Raw genomic sequence first — 895 nt, 5'->3', positions numbered from 1 at the left:
CCGACGGCGGTAACGGTGGCAATGGCGGTAACGCCGGTCACGGTGGAACGGGCGGCGACGGCGGCGACGGGGGTCATGGCGGCACCGGCGGGCGCGGTGGGTTGCTCAGCGGTCAGCTGGGCGCCGCGGGCATTGGCGGTGGCGGCGGGGCCGGCGGTGGTGGCGGCACCCACGGCACCCCCGGCAACGGCGGCGCGGGCGCTCTGGGTACCAGAGTCTCCGGCTTCGACGGCAAAGCCGGCCTCGGCGGCGACGCCTTCAACGGCGTCAACGGCAATCACGGCAACCCGGGCTGAGCTGTCAGCGGCGCAGCGAGCGGGATGCTGTCGGTGAATCGCCGCAAACCCCAGATCCGTTGTTCCGCAGTGCGATACCGTCCAAGTGTTGGGTCCTGAAGGTCATGTGACCAGGGGGTTGTGATGTCGTTTGTGGTGGCCGTTCCCGAGTTGGTGGCGGCAACGGCGTCGGATGCGGCCATCATCGGTTCTGCGCTTAGGGCAGCGAACGCGACGGCGGCCGCCAGCACGACGGGGCTGCTGGCCGCCGCGGCCGACGAGGTCTCGGCGGCCGTGGCGTCGCTGTTCTCGGCGCATGCCCTGAGCTATCAACAGGTCGCCGGGCAGGCGGCGGCGTTTCACGATCAGTTTGTCCAGGCCTTGACCGGCGCCGGCGCCTCGTATGCCCTCACCGAGGTCGCCAATGTCCAGCAGAATCTGCTCAACGCGGTCAACGCGCCCGTCCAGGCGCTGTTCGGGCGCCCGTTGATCGGCGACGGCGCGGCCGGCACCGCGACCAACCCCAGCGGACAAGATGGCGGCCTGCTGTACGGCAACGGGGGCGCCGGCTACAACAGCAGCGCCACCCCCGGAATGGCCGGCGGCAACGGCGGCAACGC

At 71.2% G+C, this 895-nt stretch carries 2 protein-coding genes; both read left to right on the top strand.

The window, feature by feature from the left end; all coding sequences use genetic code 11:
- On the top strand, window positions 1-296 hold a 296-nt coding region (locus B4U45_RS28420; RefSeq protein ID WP_219859588.1), incomplete at its 5' end, for a hypothetical protein.
- Window positions 297-419: 123 nt separating this feature from the next.
- On the top strand, window positions 420-895 hold a 476-nt coding region (locus B4U45_RS28415), incomplete at its 3' end, for a PE family protein (protein ID WP_219859587.1).

This window comes from Mycobacterium persicum (assembly GCF_002086915.1).
GTDB classification, from domain to species: domain Bacteria; phylum Actinomycetota; class Actinomycetes; order Mycobacteriales; family Mycobacteriaceae; genus Mycobacterium; species Mycobacterium persicum.
Note: the sequence above shows the minus strand (reverse complement) of the source record. Positions and strands in the feature narration are given on the sequence as shown.